The organism is Vibrio rotiferianus, from assembly GCF_002214395.1.
Lineage (GTDB): Bacteria > Pseudomonadota > Gammaproteobacteria > Enterobacterales > Vibrionaceae > Vibrio > Vibrio rotiferianus.
In genome coordinates this window covers 2,115,093-2,136,069 of sequence record NZ_CP018312.1, presented here as the reverse complement: position 1 = coordinate 2,136,069, position 20,977 = coordinate 2,115,093, and the positions used below count along the sequence as shown (strand labels likewise).

The following is a 20,977-nucleotide window of genomic DNA, read 5'->3' as shown; positions in this document are numbered from 1 at the left end:
TTAGCTCGACTTAGCTTTTGCTAAACGTTGCTGAACAAACTGAGGTTCAGTACGCATACCCATTACTAAGCTCACACACATTACCAATAGGATGATGGTGAACGGTAAGCCAGTAGATATTGTGCCGGCTTGTAGTGCTTGAATTGCTTCTGTACCACCAATCCAAAGTAGCACTGCTGCAATTGCACCTTCTATCGATGCCCAGAAAATGCGTTGCGGTACAGGCGCGTCAACTTTACCACCTGCAGTAATACTATCGACAACCAGTGACGCAGAGTCTGATGAGGTGATAAAGAACACCATAATAAGAACGATAGAAATAACCGACAACACAGTGCTCATTGGCATTGCTTTATATGCATAGAATAGCGATAGCGTGATGTCAGTAAGGCCGTTTGTGCCCAGCTCACCGACGTTATTCAACACTTGTTCAATCGCGATACCACCGAATGCTGACATCCAAACTAATGTTATAGTAGTTGGAATCAAGATAACTGCCGTCAGGAACTCGCGAACAGTACGGCCTTTCGATACGCGTGCGATGAACATGCCTACGCATGGTGACCAAGAAATCCACCAAGCCCAGTAGAACACAGTCCAGCCGTGCATCCACGCCTCATCTTCACGACCATGAGGATTACTTAGTGGAATAATGTTCTCGATGTAGCCGATTAAGGTTGTTGGAATTGTGCTCAGAGCTGCTGCTAAGCCTGCAAGAATTACGAATACTAACAGGGCAAATGCTACGGTTAGGTTAATGTTACTCAGTACCTTTACGCCGCCATCAATACCGCGCACAACGGAGAAGACCGCTAAAGTGGTAACAAATGCGATAACGGCCAGCTGCATACCTAAGCCGCTCTCAATACCAAATACATGGCCCAAACCACTTGCTGCTTGCTGAGCGCCTAGGCCAAGAGAGGTTGCTAAACCAAATAGCGTTGCGAGCACAGCCATTACATCGATTACGTGACCAAACCAACCCCAAGTGCGATCGCCCAATAGAGGGTAGAACACAGAACGGATAGACAGCGGAAGACCTTTGTTAAACGCAAAGAATGCCATAGAAAGCGCAACCACAGCATAGATCGCCCAAGGGTGTAGGCCCCAGTGGAACATGGTTGCACCTAGCGCAACTTGTTTGGCTTCTTCTGTGAAAGGTTCAACGCCAAGCGGGGTTTCATACCAACCAGTGAAGTAGGCAACAGGTTCTGCGACCCCCCAGAACATCAAGCCGATACCCATGCCCGCTGCAAATAGCATTGCAATCCATGAGATATTTGAATGCTCAGGTGTGGCGTTGTTGCCACCAATACGAATCTTACCAAAAGGAGAAAAAACTAGACCGATACAGAAGATCAGAAAAATATTACCTGCCCACATGAATAGGCCATCAAAAGAACCAATGATTTGCCATTTGATTCCATCAAGGCCGGCTTTCGCAGTGGTAGGATCGACTAATAGAAGTGCGATTAAAAAAAGAATGATCAAACCAGCACTGGTACCAAAAACAGGGTTGTGAACATCAAATCCCCACTTCTGTACGTTGTCTTGGCCGACCGTATAATCAGTATTTTCAATACTGTACTTATCCTTAGTTGTAGACATCATCCCTCTCAAACTACTTAGAGTACAAACTAATTTGTCGGCGCGCACTATAACAAAACTCAGATTAAATGGCTAATTTGCTGATTAATGAATCAGTAATAGCAGTTTTTATGCATGATAAATGCAATGAGCACGAAATAATTTATTGTGCCAATAGCCAACGCGTTAAATTAACTTGTCAAAAGTATGCATGGCTAAAATGAGTGATAAATGAAATGTGAGCTCTGTAGCTATTCTTTTGATTTAATTACTAATAGTCAGGAAAATACCGCTAACCTGTCTTAGGCTATATCAAGGTTACATGCGAAGGTTTGAGTTAAGGTTTTGTCAATTTTTTGTCGTCTTGTTTGCAGATGATGAGGAATAGGCGCAGACTTTCGCGCCTGCTATTCAACGCATAAATGAGGCACGAATGAAAACGGGTGATAAGCAATTTGCTGTAATTGGTCTAGGTCGTTTTGGCTTAGCCGTTTGTAAAGAACTGCAAGACTCCGGCTCACAAGTTTTGGCGGTAGACATTAATGAAGACCGAGTGAAAGAAGCGGCGGGATTTGTTAGCCAAGCCATTGTGGCGAACTGTACTCATGAAGAGACCGTCGCAGAGCTTAAACTCGATGATTATGACATGGTCATGATTGCCATTGGCGCCGACGTTAATGCCAGTATTCTTGCTACGCTGATCGCTAAAGAAGCGGGCGTAAAATCGGTTTGGGTAAAAGCGAATGATCGCTTTCAAGCTCGAGTGCTACAAAAAATCGGAGCAGACCATATCATCATGCCAGAGCGTGACATGGGTATTCGAGTTGCACGTAAGATGCTCGATAAACGCGTTCTAGAATTCCACCCGTTAGGCAGCGGTCTGGCGATGACAGAGTTTGTGATTGGCTCGCGCTGGATGGGTAAAACGCTAGGTGAACTTGCTTTGTGTAAAGTGGAAGGCGTGCAAGTGCTGGGCTTCAAACGCGGGCCTGAGATTACCAAAGCGCCAGAACTGAATACCACACTAGAAATCGGCGACCTTATTATTGTGGTGGGGCCTCAAGACAAACTTGCGAGCAAGTTGAAATCACTATGACGCAGTTTCATCAGAGAGGCGTTTTCTACGTCCCAGATGGCAAACGAGATAAAGCGAAAGGTGGTGAACCGCGCATCATATTGCTGAGCTTTCTCGGTGTGCTATTGCCTTCTGCTATTTTGCTTACGTTGCCGATCTTTTCGGTGACGGGACTTTCGATTACCGATGCATTGTTCACCGCGACTTCTGCTATCAGTGTGACTGGCCTTGGTGTGGTTGATACAGGGCAACACTTCACATTGGCAGGCAAAATTCTGTTGATGTTCTTAATGCAAATTGGTGGTTTAGGTCAGATGACACTTTCTGCCGTCTTGCTCTATATGTTTGGCGTACGTTTGAGCTTGCGCCAACAAGCGTTAGCGAAAGATGCATTGGGCCAAGACCGCCAAGTGAATTTGCGTAAATTGGTGAAGAAAATCGTTATCTTCGCGCTGATTGCAGAGACGATTGGTTTTATTTTCCTTTCGTTCCGTTGGGTACCTGAAATGGGCTGGCAAACGGGCATGTTCTATGCGTTGTTCCATTCCATCTCAGCCTTTAATAATGCCGGTTTCGCGCTTTTCTCTGATAGCATGATGAGCTTTGTGAATGATCCTGTGGTGATCTTCACGCTGGCGGGCTTGTTCATCTTCGGGGGATTAGGTTTCACCGTGATCGGTGACCTCTGGCTGCATTGGCGTCGAGGTTTTCACTTTTTGCATTTACACACCAAAATCATGCTGATAGCAACTCCTGTATTGCTCGCAGTAGGTACCATCCTGTTTTGGCTGTTGGAAAGACATAATCCAAATACGATGGAATCTTTACCTATGGCAGGTCAGTGGTTGGCAGCATTCTTCCAATCGGCCAGTGCACGTACGGCAGGTTTTAACAGCGTCGACTTGACACAGTTCACCCAGCCCGCATTGCTTGTGATGATTGTACTGATGCTGATCGGTGCCGGTTCCACCTCAACCGGTGGTGGTATCAAGGTATCCACTTTTACTGTGGCGTTTATGGCGACATGGGCGTTTCTGCGTCAGAAAAAGCATGTGGTGATCTTTAAGCGTACTGTGAATTGGCAGACGGTGACCAAATCGCTGGCGATTATTGTTGTCAGCGGCGCAATCCTAACCACTGCAATGTTCTTATTGATGATTACCGAAAAGGCTGCGTTCGATAAGGTGATGTTCGAGACGATTTCTGCCTTCGCTACAGTGGGCTTGACGGCTGGCTTAACAGCAGAGCTGTCCGAGCCAGGTAAGTACATCATGATAGTGGTGATGATCATTGGTCGTATTGGCCCGTTGACGCTGGCCTATATGTTAGCTCGCCCAGAGCCTACGCTAGTTAAGTACCCAGAAGACAATGTACTGACGGGTTAGGTTGAGAGAGCCAGTAGCGTACTGTGAACAAGCGAGAGAATGTCACCATGATGTCTCTCGCTTTCTTATAGCGAACGTGGAGTGACGCTCAAAAAATAGTCAATGTATTTGAAAGGTATTTAACTTTATAAATAATTGGTTACTATTCATTTGATTAGTCGATGCATGAGTGGTTTTTTATATTTATGCATGAGGATCGCGTGCCCAAGCGCGAAACGTCAGATGGAGTAGTACTTTGAAAATTAAAACGATAGCCCTATCCGTATTCAGCATGTTAACCGCCTCGACGGTACTAGCGACAACGCCTCCTGCGCCAATTTGGCATACCGTGCAGTTAGATGATGGCAGCGAGAGTGAGGTCATCTTAAGAGGTTCAGCCGATTTTCACTGGTATGAGGACAAGCAGGGTAATGCACTTGTTAAGCAAGACAAAGATTGGTTTTTTGCTAAGATTACCCAAGATGGAAACATCCCTAAACTAGAATCGACGGGCGTTAAGAAGCTTTCCAACCAAGCTGCACCAAGTGTCTCACTAGAACGACCAGATCTGCTCTATAAAGCACCGCTTGAGTCGATGCAAGCGATATCCCCGAAAGCTCGGCATAACCTTCTGAAGCAAACTTCTGGTATCCAAGCCATGAGTGCTTCATCTAATTTTGAGCAGCCGCTTTTGGTCGTGCAAGTTTCTTTTACTGACCAAAAAATGGATCATGACTTTCATTCCCTTGTGTTTGGGCAGTCAGGTCAGAGTGTAGTGGACTTCTACCAAAAAAACTCTGACGGCAAGTATCATGTAATACCTGCTAGGGAAAACGGAGGTACAGCTAATGACGGCATTATCAATGTTTCGGTTAATCAAAAACAGCCAGATTGTCATACAAGTACCGACTTTAATTGTTCCACTAAACTAGACTCTGTTATTGCTGAAGCGTACGGGCATATTGAGGACTCTGTTGATTTTGCCGCGTATGACCGTAATGGAGATGGTCAGCTTGACCCTGATGAACTCTCAGTTATGTTTGTGTTCGCTGGTGGTGACCGTTCGACGGGTTATTTTGGGCGTCCATCGATTTGGCCACACAAAGGCAGCCACAGCACGGTGAAGGTGGATGGCAAAAATATCATGGAATATTGTGTCTTTGGTGATTACCAAACCACACATCAATCGACCATGGGGGTGATTGTTCATGAACTCGGCCACTTAATGCTTGGTCTGCCAGATCTTTACTCATATCACCATGATGGTTCTATTGGCATGTGGGGAGTGATGGCTGGTGGCTCTTGGGGAAGAAAGCCAGGCGATAGCTACGCTGGCGAGACGCCGGTAAACATGAGTGCTTGGAGTAAGCATGCTGCTGGTTTTACTAATCCATCGGTTTCTTTAGACGCGAATACGAATATTGTGGTGCCAAATGGTGAATCAAGTGTGGTTTATCTGGATTCATACCTAAAAGAAATGGGGCCTCGTTTATACGTAGAGAACCGCACGCTGACAGATTATGACAGAGCGCTTGAAGGAGAAGGTGTTCTCATTACCTCTGTGAACATTCGCAATGCCTTTAATGATGTTGGCGAAATGCAAGTTCAGATCATGCAGGCGGATGGTTTAAAAGAGCTTGAGCAAGGCTCCTTCGCTGACGAGAACGATTTATACCCACAAGGTAACACTTCAATTGGTGATAACACTAATCCTAGCTTGAGCGCAATTGCTGGCTTTGATACCAATGTTTCTGTTACTGGAATCACAAGTACATCGTCTTCTGCTAGCTTCGTGATGAGTCGTCCTGACGAGCCAAACAAATTCGCTTGGTTGAACAACCTTAACCGTGGCTACATCTTCGCGACTCAAGACAATGCAATCGCACTTAAAATGAACTTGACTAATCCAACTGAGTTAGATGGCCTTCAACTGTTTGCAGTACCTACGAGTAAAGGTGGCACCGTCAGTTACAAAGTTTGGCGCTACAGTTCAGTTAACGAAGTGTTTTCTACCATGATGTTTGATGACGCAAACGCGGAGTTACTCCAACAAGGCAGCGTGCAGCCTCCTAATCGAGTGCTGTTCTCTCAGCCTACGAAGTTAGCTGCGGGTGAACATGTTCTATTGGTAGAGATAGAAGGTGGCACTTATGAAGGCAGTATGAATTTCGGTGCGCTTCACTCAGATATTCTGCAAAGCGAGCGACCGTTGTGGGTTGGTAAAAGTGCAGATAAGTCGACTGAAGGTTTAATCAATACCGCCTTTTCGACAATTCCATTTGTGGCTCTGATGGATTTAGATGTTGCTAGTGTAGTGACGGCAAAACCTGATGCATTTGAAACGGCAAAAAACACTGACTATTCGCTGTCTTTGATGGTCAACGACGACATTGCTCAAGGGTACTTATTTAATGTCGTTATTGCTGAGCATCCAACTCATGGCAGTGTTCAAGGTGATGTTTACTCGCCGAAGAAGAACTTTGTAGGTGAAGACCGCTTCAAATATCGTCTTGTCTCTTCAGATGGCAGCATCACCTCAAACACCGTAGAGGTAGTGGTGACAGTAACGGGAGACAATGATGAACCATTAGCGGATGCGAGCGCAGATACAGGGGATCTAGAAAACAGCGGAAAGGTAACGCTCTCTGCTGCGGGTAGCTCTGATCCAGATGGTGACGATCTGGAATATTTGTGGGAGCAAATTGATGGCCTAGCGACAACCATTGAAAATGCTAATACCGCAGAAGCCAGCTTTGCGATCCCACAGGGCAGTAAACAAGGTGATGTATTGACATTCCAACTGACCGTTACCGATCCGAGCGGCTTAACATCGACATCTCAAGTGAGTGTCGAGGTGCAAAATGCGTCACCAGAAGCGAACACAGATAGCGTAACAGTGGCTGCTGGTGAGGATGTTGTCATTGATGTTCTTGCAAATGACACTGACGCTGATGGTCATGATTTGACAATTCAATCAGTGACCATCACGAGTGGTGGAGGCAGCGCAGTAATTGAAAATGGGAAAATCCGTTACTCAGCGCCATCAGGTACAGGGCAATCTGTAACGTTAACTTACAGCATTATGGATGAAAAAGGCTCTACAGCGACAGCGGTTGTGAATATTAATGTGCTTTCTCAATCGTCAGGGGTTTCGTTTGGTGATTCTGGTGGTAGCACTTCATTCTGGGCGCTGGCACTCCTAGGACTGCTAGGTTGGCGTCGCCGCTCTTAATGCTTGATTATCTATTTTTAAAGCCACTTAAATGAGTGGCTTTTTTGTTCAACCCAAGCTACTACCAACTCTCTCTGCATCGCTAGAGGGGACTCCTGAATTTTTGTACGCCTTGTATTTTTGAGGCGTAGTCTATGGTTAGGGTCTGTTGACCTTTTGCGGTTAAATTTTGTTCGAGATAAAAGCGTTTTAATCGCGGCGAGAGGTTTGTAGCTTAGTTATTCTAAGCAAAATCCTCTCAACAAAGAGTAAAACGCTTTTAGTCGAACCCTTTGGGCAGCGTTTGTGGCTCCTTTCTACTGCGTTATCGGCTTATCAGGTAGGGCAACTACATTTCAAAGCCTCTGCCTTGTATAAAGAATCCACAAACTGCTGCAAAAATCAGCTCAAAAGGTCAATAGACCCTAGAACTTATAAAAGTAAGGATATTTTTATGTCTGATAATCAGTTTTCGATATCGGCTATTTGCCAAGAAGCAATCGTCATGGTTAGAGCAAACTTGCTCACCATTATTATCGCTTGTATTCCTTTGATAGTGGTTCACACCATTTTATTACCCAATATCAAGAAGCTTTAGTCCAAGGCTCTCAAGAGCCTGACTTTTCCAGCTTTGGTGTCGGTTTTTTTATTACGACCTTTCTTTTGTATCCATTGGTTACAGCGATGGCAGCGGTCCGCATTCACCGCATTTACCTTGCTCGTGAATATATGCGTTCCGCTCTTGATGTGATGCGCTTATCCATGCGTGAGCTGCGCTTTATCGGCTGGTGGATTTTATTTGCTTTAGCAATGGGGTTGATCATCGCGCTGCCAATATTCTTAGTGACGTTTTTTATCATTGCAGACGGTGGAGAAATCAGCTCTTTGGCATTGGAGGTGATCACTTTGGTCTTGAGTGTTCCGGGGTATTGGGTTCTGTCTCGTTGGTCATTGGTGTTGCCTGCCACTGCACTGGATCGAGAGCCGCGCAGTTTAGGTGATGCTTGGCGACAAAGCCGTCCATTCAACAAGCAGATTTTTGTGTTGATGGGCTTAATTCCATTGCTGGCTGGAACACTGAGTCAGTTGGTGTTTGCTGAGTTCTCTCATCTGCTGGCAATGATTGTGTCGGGCGTAATTTTTGGTTTGTTTGGCGCTTATCAAATTGCACTACTGTCATTGAGCTATCGAACTATCGTAGACATCGAGCGATCCCGCTTCAAAGAAGTACCTGCCCCTCAGCAGGACAGTGACGAGTTTCCAGCCTAACCTGTAAGCAAAGAGTTCCACTGCAGGTGAGTTGCAGTGGAGCGCTTTCTTCCGAATACCATTTTTGCAGTGCCGGCATTTCTTTGTGCGCTGTCACTTCTAGACTCCTTGCTTTAGTGTTGATAAATACCCATGCACAATTCATGGCTGAAGGTGACCACGTTCACGGCGTATACTCTTTAACAGGAAGTCATCGTTAAGGAACTGCAATGTCCATTTGGGAAGGGGTGAATTTCACTCATCGATTCAGTGCGCTACCGTCAGCATTTTTCACCCATGTTGCCCCACAACCGCTAGACAACACTCGTTGGGTTGTTTGGAATGGCGAGTTCGCGCAGCAGTTTGGTTTACCAGTTGCTGCAAATGATGAGGTGTTAAATGTGTTTGCTGGGCAAGCGGACTTTGCTCCATTTGCTCCTTTGGCAATGAAATACGCGGGTCATCAGTTTGGGGTGTATAACCCAGATCTGGGTGATGGTCGCGGTTTGCTGCTGGCAGAAATGCAGCACCAAGATGGCACTTGGTTTGATATTCACCTCAAAGGGGCAGGGTTGACGCCATATTCACGAATGGGTGATGGCCGTGCGGTGTTGCGCTCGACGGTGCGTGAATATCTGTGTAGCGAAGCGATGGCAGGGCTAGGGATTCCTACCACCAGAGCGCTAGGCATGATGGACAGTGACACACCAGTTTATCGCGAGAAGATGGAATATGGTGCACTGCTGATCCGTGTTGCAGAAACGCACATCCGCTTTGGCCACTTCGAGCACTTTTTCTATACCAATCAACTAGCTGAGCAAAAGCTGCTTGCAGACAAAGTCATTGAGTGGCATTTCCCTGAATGCTTAAAAGCGGTGAAGCCATACGCAGCAATGTTCGAACTTATTGTAGACAAAACTGCCGTGATGATTGCTTACTGGCAGGCTTACGGTTTTGCACATGGCGTGATGAACACAGATAATATGTCGATACTTGGGCAAACCTTTGATTACGGGCCGTTTGGCTTCCTCGACGACTACGATCCAAATTACATCTGTAATCATTCGGACTACCAAGGTCGTTATGCCTTTGAGCAGCAACCTCGCATCGCGCTTTGGAACCTTTCTGCCTTGGCGCACTCCTTGTCGCCTCTTGTAGATCGAGAAGATCTCGAAACGGCGCTTGGTAAATTTGAAGTGCGCCTTAGTCGAAAGTTCAGTGAGTTGATGCGTGCTAAGCTCGGCCTTCATACCAAAGTTGACGAAGATGGCCGCTTGTTTGAAGCCATGTTTGAGCTGTTGAATCAAAACAAAACAGACTATTCCCGCTTCTTCCGCGAACTCTCTAATCTTGATGCTAAACCTTCCCAAGCTGTGATAGACCTGTTTATTGACCGAGAGGCGGCAAGTGAATGGGTAGACTTATATCTTGCGCGTTGTGAGTTAGAAGTCGACGAGAACGGTGAGCATGTCACTGTGCAGCAACGCTGTGAGCGCATGCGCCAAGTGAATCCGAAGTACATCTTACGTAATTACCTTGCTCAACTTGCCATTGATAAGGCTGAGGAGGGGGATTTCAGTGAAGTCAATCGACTGGCTGAACTGCTCAAGCGTCCTTATGATGAGCAGCCTGAGTTCGATGATTATGCCAAGCTGCCTCCAGAGTGGGGCAAGAAGATGGAAATCAGCTGTTCCTCTTAAATGTGTCATTTTCCACCCATCTCGTTCATTCGTATGGGTGGATTTGACCCTTTGTCTTTTTAAACTATCCTTCTTTTAATCTTAAGTTGTTGACTAATAATCAATAATTAACTTGGTCTGCAACTTGCTCCTTGTAGAACATCCGTACCCATCACCCTCTACCCATTTAGGTACTCATGGAAAGGATGGGATGTGACTCAACAAGGAGAATAATAATGTTTAAGCCTCTAACCCTACTGTCTGTCTCTGCTCTGGCAATCACTAGCTTTAATGCTGCTGCAAACTGTGACCCTGGTGAAACTGTGATTAAGTTTAGCCACGTAACCAACACGGACAAACACCCGAAAGGCATTGCTGCTTCGCTACTGGAAAAGCGCGTCAATGAAGAAATGAACGGTAAAGTCTGCATGCAGGTGTTCCCTAACTCGACGCTTTACGATGACAATAAAGTACTGGAAGCGCTGCTTAACGGTGATGTTCAACTCGCTGCTCCTTCTCTTTCAAAGTTTGAGAAATTCACCAAGAAGTACCGCATTTTCGACCTTCCATTCCTATTTGAAGACGTTGCAGCTGTTGACCGTTTTCAAAACTCAGAATCTGGCGAGAAGTTGAAGAACGCAATGAAGCGACGTGGCTTGCAAGGCCTGGCGTTCTGGCACAACGGTATGAAGCAGATGTCCGCCAACAAGCCATTAATGTTGCCAAGCGATGCCGAAGGGCTGAAGTTCCGCGTGCAAGCATCGGACGTTTTGGTCGCCCAGTTCGAACAGCTTGGCGCAAACCCACAAAAAATGTCGTTTAAAGAAGTGTATGGCGGTTTACAAACCAAAGTCATCGATGGTCAGGAAAACACGTGGTCAAACATCTACGGTAAGAAGTTCTTCGAAGTACAAGACGGTATTACTGAGACCAATCACGGCATTCTGGATTACCTCGTAGTGACGTCGAATGACTTCTGGAAAAATCTGCCTGATGACCAGCGTGAACAGCTAAATACCATCATTCAAGAGGTCTCCGCTCAGCGTAACGCAGAGTCAACCAAAGTGAACCTTGCTAACAAGAGCAACATTATTGAAGCAGGTGGTGTGGTTCGCTCTCTGAGTGCAGAACAGCGCCAAGAGTGGGTAACGGCGCTTCAGCCTGTGTGGAAGAAGTTTGAGAAAGACATTGGTTCTGACTTAATCGATGCTGCGCTAGCTTCTAACCAGCAATAACAACATTAGACCGGCCCTCGTACGTTCCAACATATGGAGAGGGCCTCTTTTTCCGAATAATAACGTGATGTAATTATGGAACAGACATTTTTTGCCAAGGCCGGGCGAATCACCGATGCCATAGAAGAGACGTTGATAGCGTTCTTTCTTGGTGCTATGACCCTGCTGACGTTTGCCAACGTGATCTTTCGCTACGTCTTTAATGACAATATTCTTTGGGCTCTAGAATTAACGGTATTCATGTTTGCATGGATGGTTTTGGTCGGGGCGTCTTATGGTGTGAAGAAGCACTTCCATATTGGTGTCGATGTGATTATCAATATGGTCTCAGAGCCAAAACGTAAAATCTTTGCACTTCTTGCCTCTGCTTGCTGTTTGGCGTTTTCTATTTTGCTTTTGATCGGCTCTTGGAACTACTGGTATCCATTTGTCACTGAGCGCGCTTGGTATGAAACTGATGATATTCCTATGCCTGAAGTGTTTCAGTTTTTAGCTGAATGGCTCAATGAAGGCGAACGCTACGAGAAGCTACCACGATTTATTCCTTACTTTGCTTTGCCACTTGGGATGGCGTTACTCACTTTCCGTTTTGTACAAATTACTTGGCAAATTGCGACTGGGAAGCTGGATCGTTTAATTGCTGGTCATGAAGCAGAAGAAGAGCTAGAAGCTCTGAAAGAAGAGTTGAGCGAAGCCGCCGATGCGATTCCAAGTGGTTCAACGTCATCATCAGATCGTAAGGAGCAATAAATCATGGATATTCTGTTTTTATTCTTGATGGTTATTGGCTTCATGTTGATCGGTGTGCCAATTGCTGTCTCGCTGGGTCTTTCCAGTATTCTATTTCTATTAATGCATTCAGACGCGTCTTTAGCATCCGTTGCACAAACTTTATTTAATGCGTTTGCTGGCCACTACACTTTGTTAGCGATTCCTTTCTTTATCTTGGCCTCAAGCTTTATGTCTACTGGTGGTGTTGCTAAACGCATCATTCGCTTTGCGATTGCCATTGTGGGTTGGTTCCGTGGTGGCTTAGCCATGGCGTCGGTAGTGGCGTGTATGATGTTTGCCGCGCTATCAGGTTCGTCTCCAGCGACCGTGGTCGCGATTGGTAGTATCGTTATCGCGGGTATGATCAAAAATGGTTACTCAAAAGAGTTTGCTGCGGGCGTAATTTGTAATGCCGGAACGTTGGGTATTTTGATTCCACCTTCGATCGTAATGGTAGTGTATGCCGCAGCAACGGATGTGTCGGTAGGACGAATGTTCCTTGGTGGTGTGATTCCGGGCTTGCTTGCTGGTGTCATGTTAATGATCGCCATCTACATTGCCGCGAGGATTAAGAATCTACCTAAGCAACCATTTGTGGGATGGAAAGAAACCTTTGATGCAGCCAAAGATGCGAGCTGGGGCTTGTTGCTGGTGGTGATCATTCTTGGTGGTATCTATGGCGGTATTTTCACACCAACAGAGGCTGCGGCGGTTGCGGCAGTGTACTCATTCTTTATCGCGAACTTTATCTACAAAGACATGGGACCATTTGCTGATAAACAAAATACCAAACCAGCGATAGTAAAAGTGATTCAAACCTTTGTACATAAAGACACTAAGCATACCCTCTATGAAGCGGGTAAGCTGACAATCATGCTATTGTTTATCATCGCCAATGCCTTAATTCTAAAGCACGTACTTACTGAAGAACGTATTCCGCAGATGATTACCGAATCCATGCTGTCAGCGGGTCTCGGACCAATCACTTTCTTGATCGTAGTAAACGTTCTGCTGCTGATTGGTGGTCAGTTCATGGAGCCATCAGGCTTGCTCATCATCGTTGCGCCTTTGGTATTTCCGATTGCAATCGCACTCGGTATCGATCCTATTCACTTGGGCATCATGATGGTGGTCAACATGGAGATAGGTATGATAACCCCACCAGTTGGGCTCAACTTGTTTGTGACTGCTGGGGTCGCGAAAATGTCTATGATGAATGTAGTGAAAGCTGCTTTACCGTGGGTGGCCGTGATGTTCTTGTTCCTCATAATCGTTACTTATGTGCCATGGGTATCGACGTGGTTACCAACAACACTAATGGGGCCAGAGATTATTACTAAGTAAATGGAAAACTACAGATGAGGAGGTGAACTAAACCTCTTCATCTATTGATTTGTGGATCGATGAGCGAGGATCTGGGTTGACTCTTCGTTCATATCCATTCCACTTCTTATTGCTTTTACGGCGTTCTTCTCCTGAACGCCTCTCCTCTTGATAGTGGCCATCAATTATGACGGTGTCACTGATGAACGGTACTCTGATTTTTTCACTCATACTCAAAGAAACCATGATTGCTTGTTCGTCTAAAAAGTATGGTTCAATTTAGGTGAGTGAAGAAAGCTCAACTGCCATTTTCTTTATATATGTCTTTATCTATCTGATAACGTTGCATCTTGTCGTACAGAGTTTTTCGAGGCACATTCAATTGTTCCATGGTTTGCTTAATGCTACCGCTATTTTCCAGCAATGCGTTCTCTATTGCGGCCTTCTCGAACTCAGCAACTTGCTCAGATAGGCTTGAAATGGTTGGGGGGGCGGATGGTGCTTCGCTTAATTGAGAGAGTTTTCCTAGCAAAACAAATCGTTCTGCCGCATTACGTAATTCACGTACATTGCCCGGCCAGTCGTGTGCGATCAACTGGGCCAAATCTTGGGGAGATAGACTGGGTGAGGTTTTTCCGTAACGTGATGCGGCGACCAATAAGAAGTGGTGGAACAGAGCAGGGATGTCTTCTTTACGTTCCCGCATTGGCGGCAAATCGAGGGTGACAACATTAAGGCGATAATAGAGGTCTTGTCTAAATGTACCTTCTTCGGCAGCCTGCTTTAAGTCGACCTTCGTCGCAGCAATAACCCGAATGTCCAGTGGCAGAAGCTCGTTAGAACCAACACGTTCAATCACTCTTTCTTGAAGCACTCGGAGTAAACGTATTTGTGCCTGAATTGGCATCGATTCAATTTCATCTAAAAATAGAGTTCCGCCCTGAGCAAACTCAAACTTACCGATACGGCGACTTTCTGCTCCAGTGAAGGCACCTTTTTCATGACCGTACAACTCGCTCTCAATCAGGTTTTCAGGCACCGCACCGCAGTTTACCGCGACGAAGTTATGATTGCGGCGGGAGCTCTGTTCATGCAGAGAGCGGGCGATCAATTCTTTACCTGTTCCTGTTTCACCAACCAACAAGATGTCTGCATTCGTATCAGCGATGTGGCTAATGGTTTCGCGTAGCATTTGAATACTTGGAGTTTCCCCGATGATTCTTGGTCCAAGTGTTTTACTGGCTTTGAGTGATTGGCGTAACTTACGGTTTTCATTGGTTAGTTGACGTTTTTCAATGGCGCGTTTAACGGTTTCAAGCAAATGCTCAGGTGCGAAAGGTTTTTCAATAAAGTCATAAGCTCCTTGATGAAGGGCTTGAACGGCCATAGAAATATCACCATGGCCAGTGATCATGATGACAGGCAAATCCTCATCGCGTTGACTAAGTGTGGTCAGCAAATCCATACCAGAAATGCCTGGCAAACAGATATCTGTGATTACAACACCTGCCTTTTCACCTTGTTGCATCGCAATTAGGGCCGATTCAGCGTCAGGAAAGAAGCAAGCATCGATTTCGGCTAGTTCAAAAGTTTGCTCGATTGCAAGTCTAAGATCTGCTTCGTCATCAATAAAAAACACCTGGCACATGGTCTCATCCTTCTGAAAGTTTGGCACTGGTTGATGTCATTGGTAGGCAAAGAGAGAATCGAGCACCACCTTGTTCTCGATTCTGTGCACTTAACTTACCGTTCATGCTGGCTAAAATTTGCTGTGAGATAGAAAGCCCTAAACCTAAGCCATTTTGTTTGGTGGTTAAGAATGGTTCACACAGTTCTGAAAGTGTGAACTCACCGAGTCCAGCGCCATTATCGTCAACATGAATCCATACGAGCCGGGACTCTTCGTCTTGCTCAACGGATAGCACAACCTGTTTGTCTTCTTTTTCTTTAAGGGCCTCTAACGCGTTAGTCAGTAAGTTCACCAGCACTTGTTCGAGCTGAATGGGATTAATCTGCACTTCAACATCTTGTTCTATCAAATTTGTTTCTAACGTTACGCGAGCCGATTTGAATGCAGGTTTCATTAACTCTTTGACTGAGGCCACAACAGGTAAAAGGTGAACACGAATCAGTTCATTACCACTGGTTTTCTTCGCGAAGGAGCGTAATTGTTGACTAATGTTGGCCATTCTGTCGGTGAGTGCAGAAATGCGTGTCAGGTTGTCTTCAACGCGATCAAATTTTTCTTTTTGTAGAAAGAGTTTACCGTTCTCAGCAAAGCTACGAATTGCCGCGAGAGGGTTGTTTAGTTCATGGCTAATGCTTGCTGACATTTGCCCTAATACTGCCAGTTTAGCGGCCTGTATTAGCTCATCTTGTGTGAGGCGTAATACTTGCTCTGTTTCTGCTCGTTGGGCAATTTCGGCTTGAAGTTCCGCTGTTCGTGCCATGACTTGAAACTCCAGCTTTTGATTGGCCTCTTGCTGCACTCGTTCTAGTTGGATGTGGCGTTGTTGGCGGTGGTAGATAAGCTGTCCGATGAGGAACAAGATCGTAAAGGACAGCGTGAGCACGAGCAGATAGCTCATTGTTGTCCATAACACAGAATGACGCGGAGAAATCACTCGGATTGTTAGCCCCAACTGAGGCAATGGCATAGAGGAAATAACCAAAGTTCCTTTATTGTACGGATAACCCTGTTTTGCTTCAGTATGTTGCTCTTCTAAGTTACCGACTAAATCAAGGCTGACTATTTCGGTATCTAAATACTGTTTGCTTGCCCAAACCTGTGCTTTCTGCGATTCACTGAGCGGTTTTAGGCTTTTAAATAACCAATCAGCGCGGCTACTCATAAAAATAATCCCGGCTGGATCACTTGCAACAAATACGCTTGCCGCTTGTTGCCAGATGTCTTCTATTTTACTTAGATCCATTTTTACCACCACTACACCAATAGCACCGCCTGCATAGACAATGGGGTAGGAGTAGTAATAACCCCGCTTACCCGAGGTTGAACCAAGCGCATAATACTGACTATTACTGCCGACGATGGCTTGTTTGAAATAAGGACGAAAGGCAAAATTTCGGCCGACGAATGATCGCGGTTTGCGCCAGTTACTCGCGGCAATGGTGGTGCCATACTGGTCAATTAAATAGGTATCAGCGGCTTCGATAACCTCATTTACGGATTCAAGGTATCGATTAGTGATTTCAAGCTGAGCGCTATTGTTTGGGGTGAGCAGTGCGTCAATTAGGGGGGCGTCTTTTGCTAACAAATGAGGGATATGCGCGTATTTATCGAGCTTGTTCTGAATATGACTAGAAAAGCGTTCGAGTTGTGATTGGTGTTCGTCGAGTAGGTCTTGATAACTGTGCTGCCAAACCCACCTGCCGCCAAGTAGTGCGCAGAAGACATATGAGGTGAAAAAAAACAGCAAAATACGGCGACGCTGTGACATCCTTTCATGCTCCTAATTCTTCATAAGTCCATGTAAAGAAATGTTAATGGTTTGTTTGAACGAATGGCGAAATAGTTTCCAACTCTGTGGAGTAAAACAAGAGCAAGATCTCTTTTTAGGCTTTTCGATAAAAAAACCAGTCGATTCTCTTGAAAAAGTCGCTATTGTCCCCATTCTAGATATGGCTAGCGCATATAGGCGTTAGATTAGAGCCCGATTGAGTGAAAATGAGGTCGGCGTTTGAGAATTTAGCACAGACAATGCGCAGATAGTGGCGATTGGCTCGACAGGGTTACAACAGATCGCTAGAATGTCGCGTCTAAAATTCTGTCCTGAGGCTAATAGGAGATACCTTTAGCAGGTTTGTTGAAGATATCACTGATTAGTCCGGCACTGAAATTCGGTGTCGATACTCGATTTTAAATTAAGTGTTCGGATAGAGCACTACACAAGGATGAAGCGTTAACTCCAGAGAGTTCGCTCATACGCTCGGAAACACCGAGCCACTTTAGAGGTTTATATATAATGCAAGTTACTGTTGAAACGCTAGAAGGCCTAGAGCGCCGTCTTAACATTACTGTTCCAGCTGCAAACATCGAAGATGCTGTTACAGCTGAACTACGCAACATCGCTAAAAACCGTCGTTTCGATGGTTTCCGTAAGGGTAAAGTGCCTCTAAAAATGGTTGCTAAGATGTACGGCAAAGCAGTACGTCAAGACGTTCTTGGTGAAGTTATGCAACGTCACTTCATCGAAGCGATCGTAAAAGAGAAAATCAACCCAGCTGGCGCACCAACTTTCGCTCCAGTTGAAAACAACGAAGGCGCAGACCTAGTATTTACTGCAACTTTCGAAGTTTACCCAGAAGTTGAGCTAAAAGGCCTAGAAAGCATCACAGTTGAAAAACCAACAACTGAAGTTAACGATGCAGACGTAGAAGAGATGATCGAAACTCTACGTAAGCAACAAGCTACTTGGGCTGAAGTTGAAGAAGCAGCAGAAGCTGGTAAGCGCGTAAGCATCGACTTCGTTGGCTCTATCGACGGTGAAGAGTTTGAAGGCGGTAAAGCTGAAAACTTCCCACTAGAAATGGGCGCAGGTCGCATGATCCCAGGTTTCGAAGACGGTATCGAAGGTAAAACTAAAGGTATGGAATTCGAAATCGACGTAAACTTCCCAGAAGATTACCACGCTGAAAACCTAAAAGGTAAAGCAGCTAAGTTCGCCATCAAAGTGAACAAAGTTGAAGCTCGTGAACTACCAGAACTAAACGACGAGTTCGTTTCTAAGTTTGGTGTTGCTGAAGGTGGCGTTGAAGCACTTAAAGCTGAAGTTCGTAAGAACATGGAGCGTGAGCTTAAGCAAGCTATTAAGACTCGCATCAAAGAGCAAGCTATCGACGGTCTAGTTGCACAAAACGACATCGACGTACCAGCGGCACTTATCGAACAAGAAATCCAAGTTCTACGTCAACAAGCTGCACAACGCTTCGGTGGTAACCCAGAAGCAGCTGCACAGCTTCCACGTGAACTGTTCGAAGAGCAAGCTAAACGTCGCGTAGTTGTAGGTCTTCTACTAGGTGAAGTAATCAAGTCTGAAGAACTAAAAGCTGACGACGAGAAAGTTAAAGCGCTAATCGAAGAAATGGCTACAGCATACGAAGATCCATCAGAAGTTGTTGCTTACTACGAGCAAAACGAGCAAATGATGAACAACATGCGTAACGTTGCTCTAGAAGAGCAAGCTATCGACGCGATCATCGCTAAAGCACAGGTTACTGAGAAAGAAGTAAGCTTCAACGAGCTACTTAACCAACAACCTGCTGCTTAATAAGCAATATCTTGCGTAGAAGGTTGACTTAACGTCGACTATTCTGCTAACAATGGTCCGTGTGATACTCATCATCCGGGCCATTTATTTTAGGGACATAAGAATATGAGCTACCAAGAAAAAAATGCAATGTCGCCAATTATTGACGCGCTAGTGCCAATGGTGGTTGAACAAACTTCCCGCGGCGAACGTTCTTACGACATCTACTCACGCCTATTGAAAGAGCGTGTGATTTTTCTAACAGGTCAAGTGGAAGACCACATGGCAAACCTTGTCGTGGCTCAACTACTTTTCCTAGAATCTGAAAATCCAGATAAAGACATTTTCCTATACATCAACTCTCCAGGCGGCAGCGTAACTGCAGGTATGTCTATCTACGACACTATGCAGTTCATCAAACCAAATGTAAGTACTGTATGTATGGGTCAAGCTTGCTCTATGGGTGCGTTCCTGCTTGCAGGTGGTGCGCCAGGTAAGCGTTACGTTCTGCCTAATTCACGAGTGATGATCCACCAACCATTAGGTGGCTTCCAAGGTCAGGCTTCTGATATTCAAATTCATGCTCAGGAAATCCTGACCATCAAGCAGAAGCTAAACAACCTATTAGCAGAACATACTGGCCAGCCTCTTGAAGTGATTGAACGCGATACCGATCGTGACAACTTCATGTCGGCAGATCAGGCAGTAGAATACGGTATTGTGGATGCAGTGTTGAGCCACCGCGGCGAGTAATTTAGCCAGCGCATTTTGGCTAAATTTGATATACACTCATTCATAAAGAGTAAAGGCTAAGAGGTTAGCGAATGACAGATAAAAGCAAAGAAAGCGGCAGCGGCAAATTGCTGTACTGTTCTTTCTGTGGCAAAAGTCAGCACGAAGTTCGCAAGCTAATCGCAGGTCCGTCAGTTTACATTTGCGACGAGTGTGTCGACTTATGTAACGATATCATTCGCGAAGAAATTAAAGATGTTCTCCCTAAGAAAGAATCTGAAGCGTTACCAACGCCAAAACAGATCCGTGAACATCTTGATGACTATGTGATCGGACAAGATTACGCGAAAAAAGTGCTCGCAGTTGCGGTATATAACCACTACAAGCGTTTACGCAATGGTGATACAACGAGCGAAGGTGTGGAACTTGGTAAGAGTAACATCCTTCTAATTGGCCCAACGGGTAGTGGTAAAACACTGCTTGCTGAGACGCTAGCTCGATTCTTGGATGTGCCATTTACAATGGCTGACGCAACCACATTAACCGAAGCGGGTTATGTAGGTGAAGACGTTGAAAACATCATCCAGAAGCTTCTGCAAAAATGTGATTACGATGTAGCTAAGGCTGAACGCGGCATTGTATACATTGACGAAATTGACAAGATTTCTCGTAAAGCTGAAAACCCATCAATTACGCGTGACGTATCTGGTGAAGGTGTTCAGCAGGCGCTACTAAAACTTATCGAAGGTACGGTTGCATCGGTTCCACCACAAGGTGGCCGTAAGCATCCGCAGCAAGAATTCCTACAAGTGGACACGTCTAAGATCCTGTTCATCTGTGGTGGTGCATTTGCTGGCTTAGATAAAGTGATTGAACAGCGTGTAGCGACAGGCACAGGTATTGGTTTTGGCGCAGAAGTGCGTTCTAAAAACGAAACCAAAACGGTCGGTGAACTATTTATGCAGGTAGAGCCTGAAGATCTAGTGAAATACGGCCTGATTCCTGAGTTCATTGGTCGTCTGCCGGTAACAACAACACTGACAGAGCTTGATGAAGAAGCGTTAATTCAGATCCTTTGTGAACCGAAGAACGCTTTGACTAAGCAATACGCAGCATTGTTTGAGCTAGAAGACGCTGAACTTGAGTTCCGTGAAGATGCGCTACGTGCTATCGCTAAGAAAGCAATGGAGCGTAAGACTGGTGCTCGCGGTCTGCGTTCAATTCTAGAAGGCGTTCTGCTAGAAACCATGTACGAACTGCCATCAGCGACGGACGTAAGTAAAGTCGTGATTGATGAATCAGTGATTAACGGTGAATCAGAACCACTGCTTATTTACAGCAATGCCGACAACCAGGCTGCTGGAGCAGAATAAATTCAGCCATGAATAAAAAGGAGGTAAGTAATTACCTCCTTTTTTTATTTCTCTTATTGAATCCAAACAATTAGCCCCCATATACTGCCTTAAGTAATACGTTAAACGTGAA

General features: G+C 45.4%; 16 protein-coding genes. 12 read left to right on the top strand and 4 right to left on the bottom strand.

The genetic code is table 11. From position 1 onward, the window contains the following. Positions 1-1,608, bottom strand: coding sequence for a BCCT family transporter (locus BSZ04_RS18945; RefSeq protein ID WP_088881131.1), 1,608 nt, complete (start codon positions 1,606-1,608; stop codon positions 1-3). Between the two features lie 412 nt (positions 1,609-2,020). Between BSZ04_RS18945 and BSZ04_RS18940 the strand changes: the two genes are divergently transcribed. The 9 genes from BSZ04_RS18940 (at position 2,021) to BSZ04_RS18900 (ending at position 13,514) form a co-directional block, all read left to right on the top strand. Beyond that, a complete protein-coding gene (locus BSZ04_RS18940; RefSeq protein WP_038887536.1) occupies positions 2,021-2,683 on the top strand; it encodes a potassium channel family protein in 663 nt (220 codons plus the stop codon). Next, the gene (locus BSZ04_RS18935) at positions 2,680-4,047 is read left to right on the top strand and encodes a TrkH family potassium uptake protein (RefSeq protein ID WP_088881130.1); all 1,368 of its coding nucleotides are present in this window, start codon (positions 2,680-2,682) and stop codon (positions 4,045-4,047) included. Before BSZ04_RS18940 ends, BSZ04_RS18935 begins: the two co-directional genes overlap by 4 nt. A gap of 235 nt (positions 4,048-4,282) precedes the next feature. Next, a complete protein-coding gene (locus BSZ04_RS18930) occupies positions 4,283-7,258 on the top strand; it encodes a M6 family metalloprotease domain-containing protein (protein ID WP_088881129.1) in 2,976 nt (991 codons plus the stop codon). Between the two features lie 433 nt (positions 7,259-7,691). Next, positions 7,692-7,835, top strand: a complete 144-nt coding sequence (locus BSZ04_RS25315) for a hypothetical protein (RefSeq protein ID WP_231896303.1) — start codon at positions 7,692-7,694, stop codon at positions 7,833-7,835. An 86-nt stretch (positions 7,836-7,921) separates the two neighbouring features. Further along, on the top strand, positions 7,922-8,506 hold the full coding sequence (locus tag BSZ04_RS18920) for a sugar transporter (RefSeq protein ID WP_231896302.1): 585 nt from the start codon (positions 7,922-7,924) through the stop codon (positions 8,504-8,506). A gap of 209 nt (positions 8,507-8,715) precedes the next feature. Next, a complete protein-coding gene (locus BSZ04_RS18915) occupies positions 8,716-10,185 on the top strand; it encodes a protein adenylyltransferase SelO (RefSeq protein ID WP_088881128.1) in 1,470 nt (489 codons plus the stop codon). A 215-nt stretch (positions 10,186-10,400) separates the two neighbouring features. After that, positions 10,401-11,399, top strand: a complete 999-nt coding sequence (locus BSZ04_RS18910; protein WP_010446971.1) for a DctP family TRAP transporter solute-binding subunit — start codon at positions 10,401-10,403, stop codon at positions 11,397-11,399. A gap of 75 nt (positions 11,400-11,474) precedes the next feature. Continuing rightward, positions 11,475-12,149 carry a TRAP transporter small permease gene (locus BSZ04_RS18905; protein ID WP_010446973.1) on the top strand — a complete coding sequence of 225 codons (675 nt, stop codon included), beginning with the start codon at positions 11,475-11,477 and terminating at the stop codon, positions 12,147-12,149. Between the two features lie 3 nt (positions 12,150-12,152). Beyond that, entirely contained in the window at positions 12,153-13,514 is a 1,362-nt protein-coding gene (locus BSZ04_RS18900; RefSeq protein ID WP_045392838.1) for a TRAP transporter large permease, read from the top strand. A 27-nt stretch (positions 13,515-13,541) separates the two neighbouring features. Here BSZ04_RS18900 and BSZ04_RS25310 read toward each other — a convergent pair whose 3' ends face one another. From BSZ04_RS25310 to BSZ04_RS18885, 3 genes are all read right to left on the bottom strand, one after another. Then, entirely contained in the window at positions 13,542-13,724 is a 183-nt protein-coding gene (locus BSZ04_RS25310; protein ID WP_081641268.1) for a hypothetical protein, read from the bottom strand. Between the two features lie 67 nt (positions 13,725-13,791). Beyond that, positions 13,792-15,141: a sigma-54-dependent transcriptional regulator gene (locus tag BSZ04_RS18890; RefSeq protein WP_088881127.1), complete on the bottom strand. Its 1,350-nt coding sequence runs from the start codon at positions 15,139-15,141 to the stop codon at positions 13,792-13,794. Between the two features lie 4 nt (positions 15,142-15,145). Then, complete coding sequence (locus BSZ04_RS18885; protein ID WP_088881126.1) at positions 15,146-16,951, bottom strand: sensor histidine kinase; 1,806 nt, start codon at positions 16,949-16,951, stop codon at positions 15,146-15,148. A gap of 525 nt (positions 16,952-17,476) precedes the next feature. On the opposite strand from BSZ04_RS18885, the gene tig reads away from it, so the two are divergent. The 3 genes from tig (at position 17,477) to clpX (ending at position 20,865) form a co-directional block, all read left to right on the top strand. Beyond that, positions 17,477-18,781: a trigger factor gene (gene tig / locus BSZ04_RS18880; protein WP_010446997.1), complete on the top strand. Its 1,305-nt coding sequence runs from the start codon at positions 17,477-17,479 to the stop codon at positions 18,779-18,781. 105 nt (positions 18,782-18,886) lie between these two features. Continuing rightward, positions 18,887-19,513: an ATP-dependent Clp endopeptidase proteolytic subunit ClpP gene (gene clpP, locus BSZ04_RS18875; RefSeq protein WP_005430931.1), complete on the top strand. Its 627-nt coding sequence runs from the start codon at positions 18,887-18,889 to the stop codon at positions 19,511-19,513. 71 nt (positions 19,514-19,584) lie between these two features. Continuing rightward, the gene (clpX, locus tag BSZ04_RS18870) at positions 19,585-20,865 is read left to right on the top strand and encodes an ATP-dependent protease ATP-binding subunit ClpX (protein ID WP_010447003.1); all 1,281 of its coding nucleotides are present in this window, start codon (positions 19,585-19,587) and stop codon (positions 20,863-20,865) included. Positions 20,866-20,977: the final 112 nt, after the last annotated feature.

Excerpts from the sequence above, each read along its gene's own strand:
- BSZ04_RS18945 (WP_088881131.1), bottom strand. The coding sequence starts at position 1,608 with ATGTCTACAACTAAGGATAAGTACAGTATTGAAAATACTGATTATACG.
- BSZ04_RS18940 (WP_038887536.1), top strand. The coding sequence starts at position 2,021 with ATGAAAACGGGTGATAAGCAATTTGCTGTAATTGGTCTAGGTCGTTTT.
- BSZ04_RS18935 (WP_088881130.1), top strand. The coding sequence starts at position 2,680 with ATGACGCAGTTTCATCAGAGAGGCGTTTTCTACGTCCCAGATGGCAAA.
- BSZ04_RS25315 (WP_231896303.1), top strand. The coding sequence starts at position 7,692 with ATGTCTGATAATCAGTTTTCGATATCGGCTATTTGCCAAGAAGCAATC.
- BSZ04_RS18920 (WP_231896302.1), top strand. The coding sequence starts at position 7,922 with ATGGCAGCGGTCCGCATTCACCGCATTTACCTTGCTCGTGAATATATG.
- BSZ04_RS18915 (WP_088881128.1), top strand. The coding sequence starts at position 8,716 with ATGTCCATTTGGGAAGGGGTGAATTTCACTCATCGATTCAGTGCGCTA.
- BSZ04_RS18910 (WP_010446971.1), top strand. The coding sequence starts at position 10,401 with ATGTTTAAGCCTCTAACCCTACTGTCTGTCTCTGCTCTGGCAATCACT.
- BSZ04_RS18905 (WP_010446973.1), top strand. The coding sequence starts at position 11,475 with ATGGAACAGACATTTTTTGCCAAGGCCGGGCGAATCACCGATGCCATA.
- BSZ04_RS18900 (WP_045392838.1), top strand. The coding sequence starts at position 12,153 with ATGGATATTCTGTTTTTATTCTTGATGGTTATTGGCTTCATGTTGATC.
- BSZ04_RS25310 (WP_081641268.1), bottom strand. The coding sequence starts at position 13,724 with ATGAGTGAAAAAATCAGAGTACCGTTCATCAGTGACACCGTCATAATT.
- BSZ04_RS18890 (WP_088881127.1), bottom strand. The coding sequence starts at position 15,141 with ATGTGCCAGGTGTTTTTTATTGATGACGAAGCAGATCTTAGACTTGCA.
- BSZ04_RS18885 (WP_088881126.1), bottom strand. The coding sequence starts at position 16,951 with ATGTCACAGCGTCGCCGTATTTTGCTGTTTTTTTTCACCTCATATGTC.
- tig (WP_010446997.1), top strand. The coding sequence starts at position 17,477 with ATGCAAGTTACTGTTGAAACGCTAGAAGGCCTAGAGCGCCGTCTTAAC.
- clpP (WP_005430931.1), top strand. The coding sequence starts at position 18,887 with ATGAGCTACCAAGAAAAAAATGCAATGTCGCCAATTATTGACGCGCTA.
- clpX (WP_010447003.1), top strand. The coding sequence starts at position 19,585 with ATGACAGATAAAAGCAAAGAAAGCGGCAGCGGCAAATTGCTGTACTGT.